Here is an 18,448-nt window from a genome sequence, read left to right on the forward strand (position 1 = left end):
CGGCGCTCACCTTCCATCGTGGAGGAAGCAGGCAACCTTCCTCTGGCCCTCTATTTCAGTGAGCGACGGCGCTGATTGGCGGCACAGCGTGAAGCATTCGGAGCAATTGCCGGCATAGATGCAGCCGCTACCGCCCTTTGCCGCGCCTTCAAGGTCTTCCGCCCGCTCGGCCGCCTGCTCCCAGCGAGTGTCCTTGCGCACATGCAGCACGGTGCCGAGAAAGTCGCGGGTGAAGGGATGTTTGGGGTCGCGGTAGACCTCCTCGCTTGAGCCGGTCTCCAGCACACAGCCGCGATACATGACGATGGTGCGGTCGCAGAACTGCTTGACGATCTTCAGGTCGTGCGAAACGAACAGGAATGTGAGGTCGAGCTTCTTTTGAAGATCGGTCAGCAGATTGAGTATCTGGGCCTGGATCGACACATCGAGGGCCGACACCGGCTCGTCGAGGAAAAGGAACTCCGGTTCGAGTGCCAGTGCCCTGGCGATCGCAATTCGTTGACATTGGCCGCCGCTATATTCATGCGGATAGCGATAAGATTGCGTCGGGTCGAGGCCGACTAGATCCAGCAACTCGTCCACGCGCCGGTTGGCCGTCGCTTGCGAGACGCCGAAATTGAGCAGTGGTCGCGCCACATTCTCCGCCACCGTCCGGCGCGGATTGAGCGACTGCAGCGGGTCCTGGAAGACGATCTGCAGCCGGCGCCGGTACATTCGCATTTCTTCGGGTGAAAGCGCGCGAAGATCCTTGCCGTCATAACGGATTTGGCCGCTGTCCGGCTCAATCAGGCGCATGATGATGCGGCCGAGCGTCGATTTGCCCGAGCCCGAGCCGCCAACGCAGCCGAGGATCTCGCCCTTGCGAATGTCGAGGCTGACATCATTGACGGCCTTGGTGCTTGCCGTGGTGCGGTGGAAAAGCCAGCCCCTATTGACTGTGAATGTCTTGTTGACGCCCCGCACTTCGATCAGGTTTTGGGGCATCACTGCGGCACTCCCGTTTCGGCGAGGTGGCAGCGAACCCATCGGTCGCCGACCTCGCGCCATGCCGGCACCTTTTCGTGGCAGATGCGCACCGCATGCTCACAGCGCGGCGCAAAACGGCATCCGCGCGGCGGAGCAAGCAGGTTCGGCGGCTCGCCCTTGATGAAAGTCATGGCGTCCTGTTCCGCATCCGGATCCGGGATCGAGCGGATCAGCGCCTGGGTGTAGGGGTGCTTGGGCGAGGCAAGCACTTCGTCGACATCGCCTTCCTCCTGAACATGGCCGCCATACATCACCAGCACGCGGGTCGCGACGGCCCGCACAACGCCGATGTCATGCGTGATGATGATGATCGGCAGGCCGGTTTCACGGCTGCGCTTCTTCAGGAGAAGCAGGATCTTGGCCTGCACGCCGACGTCCAACGCCGTGGTCGGCTCGTCGGCAATCAGCAGTTTGGGATCGCAGGCCAGAACCATGGCCAGACCGATGCGTTGGCACATTCCGCCGCTTAGCTGATGGGGATAGCTCGCCAACACGCGTGCAGTATCGGGAAATCCGACTTCCAGCAGCGCCTTACGGGCCGCCTCCAACGCGGCTTGCCGGTCCAGCTGGCGATTGTGCCGCATCAGCGTCTCAACCAATTGGAACTCGATAGTGAATGAAGGGTCGAGCGAGGCCCGCGGGTTCTGGAAGATCATGCCGATCGTCTTGCCGCGGACGCTTTCCATCTCCCGTTCGTTGAGCTTGAGGATATCGGTTCCCTCGATCTCGATGGAACCACCGAAATATCGCCCGGGCGGCGTGGAGATCAGTTTGATCAGCGACAGCGCCGTCACCGTCTTGCCCGACCCGGATTCGCCGATGATCGCCAAAACCTCGTTCCGCTTCAGGTCGAAGCTGACGTCGTCCACCGCGATCACCGTTCCAGCGGGAGTGGCGAAGCCGGTTCTGAGATTGCGAACCTTCAGCACCGATCGGTCGTTCTGCTCCATCTCCGTCTCTCCTCCCGAGATCCAGCTTGGAATGGCAAGTTGGAACCGTTTCATGTATACAACATTGTGTCAACAGAAAACGAAATTGGGAGAATACTCCGTATGCGATCGCATGTGGTTGGCGTGGCGATCGTCCTGTGCTCTCATGGTGAAGATCAATTCAAATACTCAAAAAAATAGCTGCGGTCCTATTTGCTGCAAAGCCGAAAAGAGGCAGGGCACAAAGGCCGGAAGGTATGCCAGCGGCAATGCCGTGTGCCGTAGCCCCGGCTGTGGACGATGATCAATGCCTTTGGCGTCGGCAATGATGCATGTTGACAACCGTCTTTGCATGGTGGCTATATGATACAATATCGTATACAATACTAGTGGGCCGAGCCGGACGCTGGGGGCCTGAAACCGCCGGGGGTTGCATGCTCATCAAACTGATAAATCCGAACACTACGGTATCGATGACCGAAGTGCTGCGCGATGCGGCATCCGCGGTGGCATCACCTGGAACCGAGATACTCGCCTCGACGTCACGTTCCGGCGCGGTTTCAATCGAAGGCCACTATGATGAGGCAATGAGCATTGTTGGCCTGGTCGACGAGATCATGGAGGAGCCGGCCGCGGACGCCTACATCATCGCCTGTTTCGGCGATCCGGGCTTACTTGCCGCACGCGAGATCACGGCTGCGCCAGTCATTGGCATCGCCGAAGCGGCGATGCATGCCGCCACTTTTGTCGCGACCGGCTTTTCGGTGGTGACCACGCTGGACCGGACGCGCATCATCGCCGAGCATCTGGTGCGCAACTACGGCATGCAACATCACTGCCGCCGCGTGCGCTCCACCAATGTTCCGGTGCTCGAACTCGACCGGCCAGACTCCAATTCGCGCTCGATCATTCTCGCGGAATGCCAGGCAGCTCTTGATGAAGACAAGTCAGGCGCCATCGTGCTCGGCTGTGCCGGCATGGCCGATCTGGTCCGGTTCCTGGAGGACCGGCTGCAGGTGCCGGTGATTGACGGCGTCGCTGCGGCTGTGAAGTTCGCCGAGGCACTGGTGGGTATGGGTCTCAAGACCTCCAAACGCGGCGATCTCGCCTATCCGCTGGTGAAGCCCTATGCCGGCAAGCTCGCATCCTATGCGCCACGCGCCCGGCCTTCCACATAGATTACGTTGCCGGCGTGAGCGGCCTGAACAAAGTTTTGAAATCCACGCGGGCCGGAAGGTCGGACAGATCGACCTGCGCCTCGATATGCCGCAGATGGTCTTCCATTCGCTTGACCACGGTCTCGACGTTACGCCGCTCCAGCGCTTCGACGATCTCCTTGTGCTCGTCGTATGAGCAGGGCACGGCACCGGGCGATTCATATAGCGCGATGATGAGGGATGTTCTTGAGACGAGCTCATTGACGAAATCCCGCAGCACGTCGTTTCCGGCAATTGAGGCGAGTTCCCGATGAAAATCCCCCGAAAGCTGCAGCCGTCTGCGCTTGTCGCCCTGCTCCAGCGACTTGGCTTCCGCATTCACAACAGTACGCAGCCGATCGATGTCGGCGTTGGAGATCGTCGCCGCCAGCTTCTCGACCAGCATGCATTCTACCGCCCGCCTGGCCTCAAATACCTGCCGGGCTTCCTCGATGGAGGGACGCGCGACGATCGCGCCCTTGTTCGGAATAAGCTCGACAAGTTTTTCATGGGAAAGCTGCTGAAGCACTTTGCGGATAATGGTTCGGCTCACGCCAAAAGCGTTGGCCAGCGCATCCTCATGCAACGGCGTCGCCGGACGCAGTTGATGGTTGATGATAGCGGAATAAATTTCGCTATGGATGCGCTCATCCGTTCGATTGCCGCGCTTCTTCGCCTTGGCCGAAGCGCTCAACTCAGCGCTGGAGTCGTCTAGCATTTTGTGACCCATGGAATTGACTCGACGGAAGGTGTTCAAGTGTATTCTATATTGTACATTGTCGAGTAGGAAAATCCCATTAACACTGGATACGCTTATGCCAGGCGAACAACGGGTGAATGTGTGATGAACAGCATGGCTATCGATCGAACATTCGCCGCAACCGCAAACCATGCGGTGCTGGATGTGAAGGACCTGCGGATCGAATTTCCAGGGCGTCAGGGTGCACTTGTCGCGATCGAGGGTGTGTCTTTTGCCATCGGCAAGGGGGAGATCCTTGGCGTTGTGGGCGAGTCGGGTGCAGGCAAATCCCTTACCGGCAGCGCGTTGATCGGCCTGCTGCAGGCGCCGGGACGGATCGCTGCCGGCACCATTCACCTGTCCGGGGAGCGCATCGACAACCTGTCCCAGCAGGAACAGCGGCGCATCCGCGGCAAGCGGATCGGCGCCATTTTCCAGGATCCGCTGACCAGCCTCGATCCCCTGTTCACGGTTGGGCGTCAACTCACCGAGACTATCCGGACCCATCTGCCGGTGTCGGCCGGCGAGGCACACGCTAAGGCAATCCATCTGCTCAAGGAGGTCGGCATCGCCGATCCCGAGAACCGGTTCAATCAGTACCCGCATCAGTTTTCCGGTGGCATGCGGCAGCGCATCGTCATTGCCCTGGCCTTGGCCGGAGAGCCGGAGCTTATCATCGCCGACGAGCCGACGACGGCTCTCGACGTATCGATTCAGGCCCAGATCATCGGCCTTTTGAAACGCCTGGCCAAGACGCGCGGCACCGCCATCATGCTGGTCACCCACGATATGGGCGTGATCGCGGAGATCGCCGATCGCGTCGCGGTGATGTATGCCGGGCGCGTCGTGGAAATCGGTCCGGTGGAGGAGGTCGTGCGCCGGGCGCGGCATCCTTACACCGCCGGTCTGATGGGCTCCATTCCGTCGCTGAACCGCCGGCTGGGTCGCTTGGCCCAGATCGACGGCTCGATGCCGCGGCTCGGCAACTGGCCGAGCGGCTGCCCCTTCCATCCGCGCTGTCCGAACGCCGGTCCCCGCTGCACGGAATCGACGCCGGCTCTGACGGATGCCGGCGGGACACTTGCCGCTTGCTTCCTTCACCAAGGTGGAACCGACCTCTGAGAGTGGGATTCTAGAGCGTGCATAACAGTAAACAAGCGCTTGCCTGTGTGGCCTCTTAGGTCGGTCAATCACCCGTTCACTAGCGACCAGAGCAAAAGATGTCGCCACATCGCCTTGCGGGTAAACAACCGTGAGATAGCTCGCAAATTGCCAAGCCCCGGGGAGGAGCCGATGAAACGTCGCTCTATAGGGCAATGCAGTGCCGAACAGCGCGTGCCCGCGGGAGCTCTTACAATAGGAGACTAGGGGTGACGAGCATACTTCTCAAGCATGGAACCATTGTGACGATGGATTCCAAACGGTCCATCATCAATGATGGCGCAGTGCTGGTCGACGGCAACAAGATAGTGGCTGTTGGTGACGCTGCTTATTTCCATAATGATCAGGCTGAAGAGGTCATCGATTGCAGCGGGAAGGTGATTATTCCGGGCTTGATTGATGCTCATGGCCATGCGGGGCACTCGCTAATAAAGACGCTCGGCAGCGACACGCCCTATCTTTGGATGCGCATCGTTACCCCTGCTTATTTTCACTTTACGACGCCGGAATTCTGGCTCGCAGATGGATATGTTTCAGCGCTAGACCGCCTGCGGATGGGTGTTACCTGCGGTCTAAGCGTAATAAGTTCTTGCCCTCGTAGCGATGATCCAACCTTCGCAATCAACCATGCACGCGCGTATCGAGAGGTCGGCATACGCGAAATCATCTCTACAGGTCCGGCTGGCCTCCCTTGGCCGCATCCGGTGACGCGCTGGCGAGACAACGTGCCAAGCTATCATCTTGTCAGCTTGGATGAGATGCTGGCCGGTGCCGAGGCGGTCATTGAATCTTGCAATGGTGCAGGGAATGGCCTCATTCGCGCTTACCTGACACCGTTTACGATCACCCCTTCTGTCGACCCGTCCAATCCATCTACGCCGGACAGGGCAACGACACTTACTCAAGACGACCGCGACCACGGGCGGCGTGTAAAGGAGTTGGCTTGTAAGCTCGGCGTCAGAATTCACTCAGATGCATTCGGGGGCATGATCCGAATGGCTTGGCAAGACCCGGAAAGCGCCATCCTTGGACCGAATGTCCACTTGCAACACTGTATCGGCATTTCGCTCGAGGAAGTTGAAATACTTGCCCAGACGGGGACCAACGTCACACATTCTCCCGGTGGTGCAGCGCCGATACTTCAGATGATGACGAGAGGTATCACGGTTGCGATTACAACTGATGGAACCGCCCCACAGTCGAATTTCGATTTGTTCCAGGCCGCTCGTCAGGTCCAGATGGCTCATCGGCTGCTTGAAGGTGACCCGTACCTTTTGCCACCGGGCAAATTGCTGGAGATGATCACTATCGATGCCGCCAAAACGTTAGGTCTGGACAAGGAAATCGGTTCGATAGAAGTGGGGAAAAAAGCCGATTTGGCGATCCTTAACATGAGGCAGCCTCATCTTGTTCCGAATTGGATGGTGGTCCATCGACTGGTATTGCAAGCGGTCGGGCGCGATGTCGACAAACTGATCCTGTTGCAGACTTTCTGGTCCAGCCGCCATAGGTCTGCAACGGATCGAAGGCGGCCACCCTTACCGACAGGCAATTTTAAGATCGGTGCCACATCAGCTTAACTGACTCTCCAGTTACGCCGCCAGCAGCCATAGAACGACGCCGCCGTCGCTCCGCCACAGGCCTGTGCCGCCGGATGCCCTCCAACCCTCAGCGTCTGATCGCCCGGCCGAGTGCTATGAGGAGACAGGCTCCGAGGAAGCCTGCAGCCAGATACCCGACCCAACCCGTAAACTGTATTCCCAACAGGCCGAAGATCAAGCTCGCTAGCGCCGCGCCGACTATGCCGAGCAGCACGTTCATGATCATACCCAGGTTGCTCTTCATGAAGAACTCGGCGAGCCATCCTGCTATTCCGCCGATGATGGCCGCGGCAATCCAGCCAACGCCTTCCATACGATCCTCCTTTGTGCTCGGTTCGCCGCGCAATAAGGCTCACGCTGGTCGTGGTGCGCAAGAGGCTGAGAGCCGCCGATCTGGCGACCAGCGCGACAAATCCCGATGGCTTGTATAGCTTTGCGAGGGTTGGAAGTCGCAGATGCCACGGAAGGATAATGAAATTCCAAAGCAACTCTTCCAGGAAAGCAATCTGCGGCAGTTCGTCATGCAGTGCGCGTCCCGCAGAGCCATCTTGAGCGCCAGAAAATTGAGGCACGAATCTTTCCTCGCCTGCGTTCTTTAGGAAAAGAATTCATGCAGGATGTCGATGCCGGCACCGTCAAAAGCACATCGCCACGGGCCTGGAGAGCCGCTTCCAGAAGAAGCCCCACGTCTCCCGCAACGGGATCGGGAAATCAGACCCACGGACAAGGCAAGTCCCGGGCTGGGCAAAGGCATCGTCGAGGCGTTCGCCTAACAACTTGAAGATCGCCTGAATTCTCGACGAGGTCAGGCGGCACGTCCGTGTCGATCCCACGGAATGATAAGTTTCCGGCTACCCCACGCGGCCTAATACCAGCGTCCACGACCGTACCATCCGCCGCCCAGAAGCAAAACGATAAAAACAATGACGAGAAGTGTGGTGATATCCATCTTAGTCTCCTACGAGCGCTCGCCACTTCGCCACTCTTGTCTAGGGCAGCCTTTATTCGTGATGGCACTCCACCCTTGATCAACGTTCCGTATCGTCGGTTGTTCCAACAGGACAATCTGGATGCGGATGTTCGCCCGGATCGGAAGCTCTCGGATGATGGTTGCCGACATCGTTGCGGTCGGCGAAGCACGACGGCGGTCCGCGCCATGTGAGGAACTTTCGCCGGCGTGGGAAGCCTTCTCGTCGCGCTTCCACGTAATCCTTGTTCATCACGCAAGACAGGCCGGAACCCGTGAAATCCCGGTAAATTAATGTAGCACAACGTCAGCCTGAATGACCCGCCAGATATTAGTGAATGCTAAATGACTATAATTGGGTGGAATCCAGCCTGACTGCTTCTAGCGAGCCAGGTTAGCTAAGCGGACGATCGATCAGCCGCTGCGCTTTATCGCTGCGCACCCCATCTCAGTCATTCCAGGATTAAAACGAAGCACTCAAATCGGCCGTTCGTCCATTCCGCTATTCGGCCGCTTGCCATTCCCAGGCAACGAGTATGAAGATATGACAATAAATCTGCTGGTTGCCGCGCGCGACTGTCACCTCCTCTGCGCCTGATCGCGCACTTGCCACGAGCAGGCGGCATCATCGCTACCGTGTGGCAAAATCGGAGCCCGACTCCAAGTTCGGGCCCAAAAAGCGGCTATGCACGTCTCTTAGGGATTGACGTCGACGACCGTCCGCCCCCGTATCTTGCCCGAAAAGATACCGCGCGCGACATCGGGCGCCTCTTCCAGACCTACGGTCGTCACCATGGCGTCCAGCTTGCCAAGGTCGAGGTCTCGCGCCAACCGCGCCCATGCCTCGATCCGTTTCGCCTTGGGGGCGTTGACCGAGTCAATGCCGGCCAATGTTACGCCGCGCAGGATGAAGGGCAAAACCGAGCCCGGCAGGTCCACGCCCTGCGCCAGCCCGCAACTGGAGACGAGGCCGCCATAGCGGATTTGCGCCAGCACATTGGCCAGCGTATGGCTGCCGACACTGTCGATCGCGCCGGCCCAACGCTCTTTCGCGATCGGGGCACCTTTTTCCGAAAGCGTGGCGCGATCGATGATCTCCGTCGCGCCCAACGCGGTCAGATATTCGGCCTCTTCCTGCCGGCCGGTGGACGCGATGACGCGGTAGCCAAGCTTCGCCAGCAAGGCGATCGCGACTGATCCAACCCCGCCATTAGCGCCCGTCACCAGCACGTCGCCCTTGTCCGGCGTCATGCCGCCATGTTCGAGCGCAAGAACCGACAGCATCGCGGTATACCCCGCCGTTCCGATGGCGGCTGCATGACGCGTATCGATACCAGCAGGTAGCTTGATGAGCCAGTCGGCCGGAACCCGTGCCTTCTGCGAAAAGCCGCCATCATGGGTCTGGCTGAGGCCCCAGCCATTCAGCACCACCTTGTCGCCGGCGACGAGCTCGGCACTGTCCGACGCCTCGACCGTGCCCGCCAGATCGATGCCGGGGATCAGCGGGAAACGCTGAATGACCGGCGCTGCGTTGGTGATCGCCAGGCCGTCCTTGTAGTTGATAGTCGAGTAATCGACTCTGACGGTGACGTCTCCGACATCGAGGTCGCTGTCATCCAGTATCACGAGTTCGGTCGTGACGCCGGCATCGGTTTGGCTGGCACGGATGGCGCGAAACGACATGGCAATCTCCTGATAATTGGGAAGTGAGGATACGAGCGATAACACGTTCGCTCATTTCCGCCTCTTGCATATGATGTGCATTTCTCTTACTTCAATGATTGAACTTAGTCGAGAGCCAGAATTATGAAGCTCAAATCCTTTGCGGGAACGCGCTGTTCGATCGCGGGAGCGCTCGAGCTAATCGGCGACAGATGGACGTTGCTGCTGATCCGCGACCTTTCGCTGGGGTTCGGGCGCTACGACGATCTGCGGGCCAATACGGGCATTCCTGCCGCGACCCTCGCGGCGCGTCTGAAACATCTCGTCGAGCATGGCATCGTCGAGCGCGTGCGCTATCAGGAGCGCCCGCCGCGCGACGAATATCGGCTGACGCCGAAGGGGCGCGACCTGTGGAAGGTCAGCACCGCCCTGCGCGAATGGGGCGATCGCTGGGATGCGACCGGCTTCGGCGCGCCGTCCATCGAAATGGTTGACCGGGAGACCGGACGCCCTTTGGCTCTCGCACTCGTCGATACTGAGACGGGCGTTGCCGTTCCTCGCGATCGCGCTCAACTCCGCCCCGGCCCGGGGGCTGACGCCAGCACATTTCGACCTCTCGATCAACACACAGGAGCAGACAGGTGACGCCACCGATCGTATTCTTCTACGACTTCCGCAGTTCTTACAGTTATCTTGCCTTCTCTCAGCTACGCGAGATGCACGTCGACCTCGTGCTGCGGCCGATGAAGCTTCCCGAGCTCATGGAGAAGGTCGATAATGTGCCGACGACGCTTACCTGTGCAGCCAAGGGTCGATATGCGAACGTCGATCTGGCGCGCTGGGGTCAGCGATACGGGATAACATTCAATCCGTCGGACATGCGCGCAAACGATGGCGAAGCCTTGTCGCGAGCGGTTCTGGCGGCGAAATCAGCCGCCGATGCGGCCATGATCACGCTGGCGCTATATCGGGCGATCTGGAGTGAAGGCAAGACGCTTGCGACCCAGGATGACATCCTCGCCGTGATTGCGGCCGCCGGGGTCGACCCTGCTCCCATCGCCGCTCGGATTGATGCGCCGGAGATCTCCGCCCAACTCGACGCCAATACAGCCGAGGCCGCCGAGCGCGGTGTGTTCGGTTCACCCACAATCTTCGTCGGAGACGCAATGTTCTTCGGTAACGACCGTCTCGAATTCGTGCGCGAGGAACTCGTGCGCCTAAAGGAAACAGCATGACCAATCTCATAACTAAGCCACTCGCCCTTGTGACCGGAGTTGGTCCAGGCACCGGCGCTGCCATCGCACGTCGCTTTGCCGAAGCCGGCTATCGCGTGGCGATGCTGGCGCGCAATGCCGACCGACTGGCCGCGCTGGAAAAGGAAATACCGGATTCAATCGCAGTGCCGTGTGACGTGAGTGACCCCGCCGCGCTGGCGCAGGTGATTGCCGAGGTCGGCAATCCCAAGGTCGTCGTCCACAATGCCGTCGGCGGAACGTTCGGCACCTTTACCCAGGTCGAAGCGGAAACGCTCCAACGTAACTTCGAGATTAATACGATGGCGCTATTCCATCTCGCGCGGCTGACGACGCCAGCGATGATCGAGGCAGGAGAAGGCGCGCTGATCGTCACCGGCAACACCTCGGCACAGCGCGGTCGCGCCGCATTCGCCGGCTTTGCGCCCACAAAGGCAGCGCAGCGCATCCTTGCGGAATCGCTCGCACGCGATCTCGGGCCGAAGGGGATCCATGTCGCCTATCTCATCATCGACGCAGCGATCGACGTGCCGTGGCAACGCGAGCTTCAGCCAACCAAGCCGGACGATTTCTTCATCTCGCCTACCTCAATCGCGGCCGAAGTCCATCATCTTGCGCACCAACCGCGTGATGCCTGGTCGTTCCTCGCCGAGGTCCGCCCGTTCCACGAACCATGGTGAGCACGATGGCCGACAAGAACGAGGACGCTGCCCGACTGCCTTGAGCAGCTGCGCACGATGCTTGCGGGCGACTTGAAGGTGCCGATGGGTGAGAAACTCGGCTTCACCTTGGTGGAGGTAGAGCGCGGCCATGTGGTGTCGAGGCTGCACCTGCTGGCAAGGTGCTTTGGAGGAGGAGCGCCTGTGCTGCATGCAGTGAGGATCGTTGGCGCGCTCACCGATTGGGGCGTAGCCGACCGGTGCAACCTACGCCCATAATTCGCGGCATGCTGACACAGCCGCCGTCGGCGAAAAAGACAGCCATCACCTCGTTTGAATTCGTGCGGCGCCGAAGCACGAATCCTGTCGGAGCATTGATTCAAAAGCGCCTTGTTCTGGCCACAAAATCGAAGGAAACTTTTTGACAACAATTAGTTAGCAAAATCGCGTGTTGTTGGACGCCGCTGCGGAAGTTTTCTAGGGCTCGGGTCATTATAGGAGCAACAAGGAACCCTAGAAATGGAAGACAAGCAGAAGCATCGGGCCGCTAAGCCGGCGATGCAGCCAGATGGCAAGCGTCGCGCCAAGGCTCGCAAGCGACTGCGCCATGATCGACCCAGTGAAAATTGATGGCTGGAAAAATATTAGGTTTGTAAAATCATTTTACAAACCCGTTGAACATTTGTGCGTTCTGTTCCCCTGCATTCAGCGACGTCTAACGCCACAGCGTCGTTGTAAAGGATGTTCATGCCGCGCGCACTTTCTGCGTTGGGACGGGCGGTTCGGGCAGCTTTCTTTCGTCGATCCAGGCCCGCGTCTCAGACAACAGTTCGTCGGACAGCGCCGGGTCATCCATTGATCGGGCGAGGATGAGCGCGCCTACCATCGCCGACCAACAGCCGATCGCCGCCCGGCGGCGCTTGGCTGCATCAGCCCCAGGCATGGTATCAGCAAGAGTGTCGATCTGTACGGTGAGAACCTGCGCCATGGATGCGCGTGCTTCGGGGGCCTGTTGCCGCATGAGACCCGCCAGGGCGGCCATCGGGCAGCCTCGTTCCGGATGGTCGCGATGGGGCGCCGACAGATAGCTGTCGAGCCAGGCGCTGGTATTGTCCGTCGCTGATTGACCGCCGACGGCGCTACCGATCGCATGTGCGATCAGATCGTCCTTCGATCGGAAATGCCCGTAGAAGCCGCCGTGGGTCATACCTGCGGCCTTCATCACTTCTGCGACGCTCACCGCATCGAAGCCCTTCTCGCGAAACAGACGTCCCGCCTCGCTCAGGATACGCCTGCGGTTCTGCGCCATCTGCTCCCGGCTCACTTTCATTTCCGACGTTCTCCGTGCGCCATTGACATTATCATGATGGCTATCATATTCAGTGCTATTGATGATCACCACCATGAATATAGCTTCGACGCCGAGAAAGGGCAATGACATGACCGCCACACCATCCGTCCTCGTGACAGGCGCCTCCGCCGGAATCGGCGCTGCTTACGCCAAGCGCTTTGCGCGGCGCGGCCATAGCCTGGTGCTGGTCGCCCGTAACACGGCGCGGATGGAGGCGCTGGCCAACCGTCTGCGGGGTGAGACCGGCGTTGCGATCGACATCATCCGGGCAGACCTGGCCGATGCCGGCGAGCGCGCGGCGGTCGAGGCGCGGCTTCGCGACGATGCGCGGATCGGCATCCTCGTCAACAACGCCGGGGCGAGCCTGGCGGGAACCTTCGTCGAGCAGTCGACGGACGATATCGACCGGCTTGTGACCCTCAACACGACCGCACTGGTGCGGCTCGTCCATGCCATTGCCCCGCGTCTTGCGCGAGCGGGCGAAGGCGCGATCATCAATATCGGCTCGGTCGTCGGCCTGGCGCCGGAGTTGGGCATGCCGGTCTATGGCGCGACCAAAGCCTTCGTCCTGCACCTGTCACACGCGCTCAACCTCCAACTCGGCCCCCAAGGCGTTTATGTGCAAGCGGTTCTTCCCTCCGCGACCCGCACCGAGTTCTGGGGTCATGCCGGAATCGACGTCGATACGCTGACGGGCGTGATGGCGGTGGACGATCTGGTTGACGCTGCCCTCGTCGGCTTCGACCGGCGTGAGCCTGTCACCATCCCGCCGTTTCACGACGCTGGCCAATGGGCCGCGTTCGAGGCGGCACGTCAGGCCATGATCCCCGGCTTCGCTCAGTCACAGCCCGCCGATCGCTATCTGGCGGACGCCTGAAACGGACTCAAGCCATCCAATCCTCAACACGAAAGACCGATAAATGACCGATACTACAGACCTGTTTAGCCCCTACGACCTCGGCGGCCTCACGGCCTTCGCCTGGGTCGTCTTCGGCGGCACGGTATTGGCGGCCGCCGCGTTCTTTCCAGTGTTACGGATCGGAAAGTCGGGGCGATAGCTGTATATGCGACGGCCCTGCGCAAGGCGTCGCGGCGCATGTCGCAGGTCTACGATGTCGCTTTGGAACCCAGCGGCATCAAGACGACCCAGCGCGCGATCCTCGTGTGCGTCCGGCGGGAGGGGCCGCTTACAGTCGGTGCCTTGGCCGACGCGTTGGTTTTGGATCCCGGCGGCCTCGCCCATACACTCAAGCCGCTATTTCGGGATGGCCTCCTGTCGACGTCCGTCGACCCGAAAGACAAGCGCAACCGCCTGATCGCGATCGAGCCCGAAGGACTTGCTCGGATCGAGGCTTCGGATCATCTGTTTGACGAGGCGCAGAAGCGGTTTGAGGACTTCTTCGGGGCTGCCGAAGCCGCGGCGCTGCGGAAAGCACTGAGGATCATCATTCCCGACGATTTCCCGCGCTCGTTCGAGGGACAGGCGAAGCACCGGGCAAGCTAAGCGGCATGTTGGCGGGACGCCAAGCGACGAAGATGCCTCCGGCGCTTGGCGACCAGACACAATGAATCTCTAGGACGGAGCTGATTACATGAGGCCACACGGCACACTCTTTCTCGATGACCTGACGGTCGGCCAGGAGTTCCAGAGCGACGAGCAACTGGTCGATCAGGAGAGCATAATCGCCTTCGCCCGACAGTATGACCCGCAACCGTTTCACACGGATCCTGACGAAGCCAAGGACTCCTTCTTCCGGGGGTTGGCGGCGAGCGGATGGCATACGATGGCGATGTCCATGAAGCTCATCACCGAGAGTGTCCCTCTAGCGCACGGCATCATAGGAGCAGGCGGCGAGATCGCCTGGCCGACCGCCACTCGGCCAGGCGACATTCTCCACGTTGAAAGTCGTATCATTGAAATCCGACCATCGAAGTCGAAACCCAACCAGGCTGTGGTGACGTTGGAATCGCGAACGTTGAACCGTGGAGACGAAGTCCGGCAGGTACTGACTGCGAAACTTTGGGTGTTTCGCCGCAAAGATTAGCGTCGGCCTGAAAAACGAGGGGTTTCAGCGTCCGCTGGACGGCGCGTCATCGTACGCTTCGACGCACCAACTGGTGCGCGCTCGCTGCATTCAGGCGCGCGTCCCGAAACTCGAAGGCGAACGGCTGCTTTTGGGTGGTAAAGCGGAGTTCTTGAACGGCGAAGATGGGGTCGGAAGCGGCCTTCCATTTCAATCCACGTTTTCAAGATGGCGGCTACATCCGTCTAACTGACTTTCAGCTAAGCGATAAGCAGCCACAGAACGATTGCCGTCGCCGCTGTCCCCGCCAAAAACGGCCTGTGGCGTCGCATTTCCCAGACTAGATACTACCGCCACGTCAGCGAAGCTTTTCATTTTTGGAAGCCTTCCCGCTGGGCATCTTCGACGCCCGGTCAGCCCGCCAGCCCATACCGAAGCCCTTGGTTTGCCTGAAAATTAATGTGGCACAACGTCAGCAGATTGTGGCCGCCTGCCGCCGCGACTTCGAGCGCGCGCTTGGCGGTCTCCTGACCCTTGATATCGGCAAGATCGGGCAGATCGGATGCCGGCGCATGAATGCTTGCCTCGGGCCGCGCGAGAACCTGTGTGCCACGAAAATGATTGGCAATGGCAATCAGGCTTCTCGACGCCAGAATGTCGATATCCGCGCCTGCCCACGCCGCCTCAGAGCCTGATGCCGCCGGGCAGATCAATCCCTTGCCTTCGGCGTTGGCCGCCATGGCCGAAGGCAGCGCGCCCGAGACCGCGGTTATGGTGCCGTCGAGCGACAATTCGCCGAGCACGACGTAGCCGGAAAGGGCGTCGGCCGGAATAGCGCCAAGGGCGGCCATCAAGCCCAGCGCTATCGGCAAGTCGTAGTGGCTGCCTTCCTTCGGCAGGTCGGCCGGGGCGAGATTGACGGTTACCTTCTTTGCCGGCATCGACAGGCCGGACGCATGGAGTGCGGCCTGCACGCGCTCGCGGCTCTCCGCCACCGCCTTGTCGGGCAGGCCGACGATCTGCATGCCGACCTTGCCCGGCGCCACCATGACCTGCACGTCGACGGGCACGGCTTCGATGCCCTGAAACGCAACAGTGCGCACCCGCGAAACCATGCCGCCCCCCTGAACGCCCGCCGACTTCCGCCCGGATGATCGGCTCACTCGCGATAATTCGCCAACCAATCACAAATCCGAGGGCAAAGCAAGAACAGGAAGGGAACAAAATAACAGTTAAGGTTGCAGCCGGGTTGTCGCGGGTTGCAGGCCCGGAACATCGGCTGGGAATTCGTTCCCGTCAGGCGCGCCGCTTGTCCTCGACTGCATCCCAGAACAGGGTGGCGATGTCGGCGCCGCCGAAATTCTTCACCTCGCGGATGCCGGTGGGCGATGTGACGTTGATTTCGGTCATACAGTCGCCGATCACGTCGATGCCGACGAGGACAAAGCCACGTTGCTTGAGCGAAGGGCCGATGCGTGCGCAGATTTCGCGCTCGCGCTCGGTCAGCTCGGTTTTTTCGGCGCGGCCGCCGACATGCATGTTGGAGCGGGAATCATGTTCGGCCGGCACGCGGTTGATGGCGCCGACCGGCTCGCCGTCGATGAGGATGATGCGTTTGTCGCCGGCCCGCACTTCCTTGAGGTAGCGCTGCACGATGTAGGGCTCGCGGAACATCTGGCCGAACATCTCCAGCAGCGAGGCGAGGTTGCGATCGGCTTCATGCAGATGGAAGATGCCGGCGCCGCCATTGCCGTAAAGCGGCTTGACGATGATGTCCCCGAATTCGCGGCGGAATGCGTCGACTTCGCGTGGGTCCTTGGTGATCAGCGTTTCCGGCATCAGGTCGGGAAACTCGGTCACGAAGATCTTTTCGGGGCTGTTGCGCACCCAGGCCGGATCGTTGACCACCAACGTCTTCGGGTGGATGCGCTCCAGCATGTGGGTGGTGGTGATGTAGTTCATGTCGAAGGGCGGGTCCTGGCGCAAGAGCACCACATCCATTTCCGACAGATCGGTGCGCACCGGCGCGCCGAGTGTGAAATGGTTGCCCTTCTCGTCGCGGACCTGGAGTTCCTCGATGCGGGCGAAAACCTTGCTGCCGACCATGGACAGGCGGTCGGGCGTATAGTGGAAGAGCGCATGCCCGCGCCGCTGCGCCTCGAGCGCCAGGGCGAAACTGGTGTCGCCGGTGATCGATATCGTCGAGATATGGTCCATCTGGATGGCGATCTTGAGCGGCATGGAAGTCTCCGGCAGGTGATGAAACAGATGCCGGTTTGATGTAGCGCTTCGATCCGTCGATGCCAATCGTCGCCAGGCCGCGGTTGATGGATTTCCCGGCGCTGCGGAGCCGTTCGCTTCCGCTCTGGTTGCGGTCGGGTTTGGCCGCTACATCCATGGCGAGAGGAAGAGCGCATCACCCGCAACTGATGACGTTTCCATGCAAAGTTGCCTGTGAGAGAGATACCTTTCCTAAAGGGTTTGCTGCCAATCTGGAAAAAAATTCCAAGGGACGACAGGGATCAACATGCAGCCGTCATTCGGCATGGGTCGAGGCTTCAGGGAGAGCACGGATCATGCCTTTACCGATCCGCTGACCGGCCTTGGCAATCACCGGCGTTTTTTCGACAAGGTCGACCGCCTGATCAGCGACCGCGCCGAAGACCCGGCCCCGTTTACGGTCGGGATTCTCGATCTCGACGGCTTCAAGCCGATCAACGACCTTTTCGGCCACAAGGCTGGCGACGATATTCTGATCCAGGTCGGCATGCGCCTGCGCGCGGCGATGGATGGGCATTCCGCCGTGGCGCGCATCGGCGCCGACGAATTCGCCTTTCTTTATCCGATGGTCTTTTCGGAAGAGGCGGCCGCGGAAAAGGCGGCAATGCTGATCGAGATATTGTCGGCACCCTATGATGTCGGCGAACGCACCGCCAGGCTGTCGGCGTCGGTTGGCTGCTCGCTTTTCTACATGGGCGACGAGACCACTGAAGTCCTGGTCAACAAGGCCGAAACGGCGCTCTACCATGCCAAACGCTCCGGCCGTGGTTGCGTCGTCGTCTACACCAAGGAAATGGAAGAAGCCGCCAAGCGCGTCACGCGCATCGAGCAGGCCTTGCGCCGCGCGGTGTCGGCCGGCGAGGTCGAGCCGCATTTCCAGCCGATCGTCGACCTCAAATCGCGCCGCACGATAGGCTTCGAAACGCTGTCCCGTTGGATCGATCCGGATCTCGGCCCGGTTTCGCCCGAGATTTTCATTCCGATAGCCGAAGAGCGCGGCATCATCGGCCAGCTTTCGCAGCTCGTGTTGCGCAAAGCCACCGAAACCGCGCGCGACTGGCCCAGCGACCTCTTCCTGTCCTTCAATCTGTCTCCCTCGCAGCTCGTCGACCAGAACACCGGCCTGCATATATTGTCAATTCTGGACCGCACCGGTTTCGATCCGCGCCGGCTGGAGGTTGAGATCACGGAAACAGGTCTGATGACCGATCCGGCATCGGCTCAGAAAATCGTCAACGACCTTCGCCGCTGCGGCATTCGGGTCTCGCTCGACGATTTTGGCACCGGCCAGTCTTCGCTCGGCCGGCTGCGCGAATTCCAGTTCGACAAGCTCAAGATCGACCGCGCCTTCATTTCGTCCATCCTCGAGGATCGCCCGTCGGAGCACATCATCCGCGCGATTCTCGCCATGTGCGAGGGCCTCGGCATGGATGTTGTCGCCGAAGGCATCGAAAAGGAGGCGCAGGCAAGCCGGCTCACCGAGTTTGGCTGCAATGCCGGGCAGGGCTTTCTGTTCGGCCAGGCGGCCGACGCCAACGCCACGCTCGGCTATCTGCGCGATGCGTTTCGTGGCGCAAGGCACGTCGACGCGCTGTAGCCA

General features: G+C 60.3%; 18 protein-coding genes and 1 pseudogene. 11 read left to right on the forward strand and 8 right to left on the reverse strand.

Annotation, left to right across the window (positions count from 1 at the left end; translation table 11 throughout):
• Positions 1 to 6: 6 nt before the first annotated feature.
• Both ACLKMW_RS20410 and ACLKMW_RS20415 read right to left on the reverse strand, forming a co-directional pair.
• On the reverse strand, positions 7 to 984 hold the full coding sequence (locus ACLKMW_RS20410) for an oligopeptide/dipeptide ABC transporter ATP-binding protein (RefSeq protein ID WP_415726381.1): 978 nt from the start codon (positions 982 to 984) through the stop codon (positions 7 to 9).
• Complete coding sequence (locus tag ACLKMW_RS20415) at positions 984 to 1,976, reverse strand: ABC transporter ATP-binding protein (protein ID WP_415726355.1); 993 nt, start codon at positions 1,974 to 1,976, stop codon at positions 984 to 986. Before ACLKMW_RS20415 ends, ACLKMW_RS20410 begins: the two co-directional genes overlap by 1 nt.
• Before the next feature lie 413 nt (positions 1,977 to 2,389).
• On the opposite strand from ACLKMW_RS20415, the gene ACLKMW_RS20420 reads away from it, so the two are divergent.
• Positions 2,390 to 3,133 (forward strand): aspartate/glutamate racemase family protein, encoded by a 744-nt coding sequence (locus ACLKMW_RS20420; RefSeq protein WP_415726356.1) that lies wholly within the window; start codon positions 2,390 to 2,392, stop codon positions 3,131 to 3,133.
• A gap of 1 nt (position 3,134) precedes the next feature.
• On the opposite strand, the gene ACLKMW_RS20425 is transcribed toward ACLKMW_RS20420, so the two are convergent.
• Positions 3,135 to 4,043: a GntR family transcriptional regulator gene (locus tag ACLKMW_RS20425; RefSeq protein ID WP_415726357.1), complete on the reverse strand. Its 909-nt coding sequence runs from the start codon at positions 4,041 to 4,043 to the stop codon at positions 3,135 to 3,137.
• On the opposite strand from ACLKMW_RS20425, the gene ACLKMW_RS20430 reads away from it, so the two are divergent.
• Positions 4,005 to 5,012 carry an ABC transporter ATP-binding protein gene (locus ACLKMW_RS20430; protein ID WP_415726382.1) on the forward strand — a complete coding sequence of 336 codons (1,008 nt, stop codon included), beginning with the start codon at positions 4,005 to 4,007 and terminating at the stop codon, positions 5,010 to 5,012. The genes ACLKMW_RS20425 and ACLKMW_RS20430 overlap by 39 nt on opposite strands.
• Before the next feature lie 248 nt (positions 5,013 to 5,260).
• Positions 5,261 to 6,631: an amidohydrolase family protein gene (locus tag ACLKMW_RS20435; protein ID WP_415726358.1), complete on the forward strand. Its 1,371-nt coding sequence runs from the start codon at positions 5,261 to 5,263 to the stop codon at positions 6,629 to 6,631.
• Positions 6,632 to 6,719: 88 nt separating this feature from the next.
• Here ACLKMW_RS20435 and ACLKMW_RS20440 read toward each other — a convergent pair whose 3' ends face one another.
• A complete protein-coding gene (locus ACLKMW_RS20440; protein WP_415726359.1) occupies positions 6,720 to 6,965 on the reverse strand; it encodes a GlsB/YeaQ/YmgE family stress response membrane protein in 246 nt (81 codons plus the stop codon).
• Between the two features lie 1,350 nt (positions 6,966 to 8,315).
• A complete protein-coding gene (gene acuI, locus ACLKMW_RS20445; protein WP_415726360.1) occupies positions 8,316 to 9,302 on the reverse strand; it encodes an acrylyl-CoA reductase (NADPH) in 987 nt (328 codons plus the stop codon).
• 123 nt (positions 9,303 to 9,425) lie between these two features.
• Here acuI and ACLKMW_RS20450 point away from each other — a divergent pair, with 123 nt between their 5' ends.
• The 3 genes from ACLKMW_RS20450 to ACLKMW_RS20460 are packed head-to-tail and all read left to right on the forward strand — an operon-like array spanning position 9,426 to position 11,214.
• The gene (locus ACLKMW_RS20450) at positions 9,426 to 9,926 is read left to right on the forward strand and encodes a winged helix-turn-helix transcriptional regulator (RefSeq protein ID WP_415726361.1); all 501 of its coding nucleotides are present in this window, start codon (positions 9,426 to 9,428) and stop codon (positions 9,924 to 9,926) included.
• Positions 9,923 to 10,516, forward strand: coding sequence for a 2-hydroxychromene-2-carboxylate isomerase (locus tag ACLKMW_RS20455; RefSeq protein ID WP_415726362.1), 594 nt, complete (start codon positions 9,923 to 9,925; stop codon positions 10,514 to 10,516). The genes ACLKMW_RS20450 and ACLKMW_RS20455 overlap by 4 nt, the downstream gene beginning before the upstream one ends.
• On the forward strand, positions 10,513 to 11,214 hold the full coding sequence (locus ACLKMW_RS20460; protein WP_415726363.1) for an SDR family NAD(P)-dependent oxidoreductase: 702 nt from the start codon (positions 10,513 to 10,515) through the stop codon (positions 11,212 to 11,214). The genes ACLKMW_RS20455 and ACLKMW_RS20460 overlap by 4 nt, the downstream gene beginning before the upstream one ends.
• Before the next feature lie 724 nt (positions 11,215 to 11,938).
• Here the strand turns inward: ACLKMW_RS20460 and ACLKMW_RS20465 are convergent.
• Entirely contained in the window at positions 11,939 to 12,523 is a 585-nt protein-coding gene (locus tag ACLKMW_RS20465; protein ID WP_415726383.1) for a TetR/AcrR family transcriptional regulator, read from the reverse strand.
• A gap of 109 nt (positions 12,524 to 12,632) precedes the next feature.
• On the opposite strand from ACLKMW_RS20465, the gene ACLKMW_RS20470 reads away from it, so the two are divergent.
• The 4 genes from ACLKMW_RS20470 to ACLKMW_RS20485 all read left to right on the forward strand — a co-directional run bounded on the left by ACLKMW_RS20470 (position 12,633) and on the right by ACLKMW_RS20485 (position 14,589).
• On the forward strand, positions 12,633 to 13,421 hold the full coding sequence (locus ACLKMW_RS20470) for an SDR family NAD(P)-dependent oxidoreductase (RefSeq protein WP_415726384.1): 789 nt from the start codon (positions 12,633 to 12,635) through the stop codon (positions 13,419 to 13,421).
• 43 nt (positions 13,422 to 13,464) lie between these two features.
• Positions 13,465 to 13,602, forward strand: a complete 138-nt coding sequence (locus tag ACLKMW_RS20475) for a hypothetical protein (RefSeq protein WP_415726364.1) — start codon at positions 13,465 to 13,467, stop codon at positions 13,600 to 13,602.
• Between the two features lie 38 nt (positions 13,603 to 13,640).
• Positions 13,641 to 14,048, forward strand: a complete 408-nt coding sequence (locus tag ACLKMW_RS20480; protein ID WP_415726365.1) for a MarR family winged helix-turn-helix transcriptional regulator — start codon at positions 13,641 to 13,643, stop codon at positions 14,046 to 14,048.
• Between the two features lie 88 nt (positions 14,049 to 14,136).
• Positions 14,137 to 14,589, forward strand: a complete 453-nt coding sequence (locus tag ACLKMW_RS20485) for a MaoC family dehydratase (RefSeq protein WP_415726367.1) — start codon at positions 14,137 to 14,139, stop codon at positions 14,587 to 14,589.
• A gap of 452 nt (positions 14,590 to 15,041) precedes the next feature.
• On the opposite strand, the pseudogene ACLKMW_RS20490 reads toward ACLKMW_RS20485, so the two are convergent.
• Both ACLKMW_RS20490 and gshB read right to left on the reverse strand, forming a co-directional pair.
• Positions 15,042 to 15,683: pseudogene (locus ACLKMW_RS20490) on the reverse strand (magnesium chelatase domain-containing protein); the annotation flags it as partial.
• Positions 15,684 to 15,864: 181 nt separating this feature from the next.
• Positions 15,865 to 16,809: a glutathione synthase gene (gene gshB / locus ACLKMW_RS20495; RefSeq protein ID WP_415726369.1), complete on the reverse strand. Its 945-nt coding sequence runs from the start codon at positions 16,807 to 16,809 to the stop codon at positions 15,865 to 15,867.
• Between the two features lie 286 nt (positions 16,810 to 17,095).
• On the opposite strand from gshB, the gene ACLKMW_RS20500 reads away from it, so the two are divergent.
• A complete protein-coding gene (locus tag ACLKMW_RS20500; protein ID WP_415726370.1) occupies positions 17,096 to 18,445 on the forward strand; it encodes a putative bifunctional diguanylate cyclase/phosphodiesterase in 1,350 nt (449 codons plus the stop codon).
• Positions 18,446 to 18,448: the final 3 nt, after the last annotated feature.

It is taken from the genome of Borborobacter xinjiangensis (assembly GCF_047739745.1).
Taxonomy (GTDB): Bacteria; Pseudomonadota; Alphaproteobacteria; order Rhizobiales; family Rhizobiaceae; genus Pseudaminobacter.